The sequence below is a fragment of the Streptomyces aureus genome (assembly GCF_001418135.1).
Classification (GTDB): domain Bacteria; phylum Actinomycetota; class Actinomycetes; order Streptomycetales; family Streptomycetaceae; genus Streptomyces; species Streptomyces aureus_A.
The window spans coordinates 8,071-8,535 of the sequence record NZ_LIPQ01000245.1; the positions used below are offsets into that span (position 1 = coordinate 8,071).

Below are 465 nucleotides of genomic sequence, written 5' to 3' on the forward strand. Positions count from 1 at the left end.
CCGCCACCGGTCGACGACGGAGGCCGGGGAGTTCGGGATCCGGCCCGGCCGCACGGCGCGGGCCGGTTCCGATCGCGTCTCGTATTCGGCACGAAGGGCTACTGGTTGTGAACATTCTGTGTACGATCCGTGCACCTTGCACACGCTCACAGCCCTCGGGAGACGCACGTGTACCCGCCTCCGCCGCCGTTCCAGGCCGTTCCCGCCCCGATGCCCGCACGGCGCTGGTGGCAGCACCCCGCCCTGATCATCTGTCTCCTCGTCTTCCTCCCCCCGGCGGGCATAGCCCTGACCTGGACGAGCCGCTGGAGCCGGAACAAGAAGATCGTCGCGACCGTCCTCGGCGGTCTGTGGTTCCTGGCGTTCGTCTTCAGCGACCCGCCGGAGGAGGAGAAGAAGGGCGACGCGAAGGGCGCGGCGCAGCCGACGGTGACGGCCACCGCGAGCCCCACCGACGAGCCCACC

At 70.3% G+C, this 465-nt stretch carries 1 protein-coding gene; it reads left to right on the plus strand.

Annotated elements, in window-relative coordinates; all coding sequences use genetic code 11:
- Window positions 1-168: 168 nt before the first annotated feature.
- A partial coding sequence (locus AOK00_RS20780; RefSeq protein WP_159041811.1) for a hypothetical protein occupies window positions 169-465 on the plus strand: 297 nt, incomplete at its 3' end.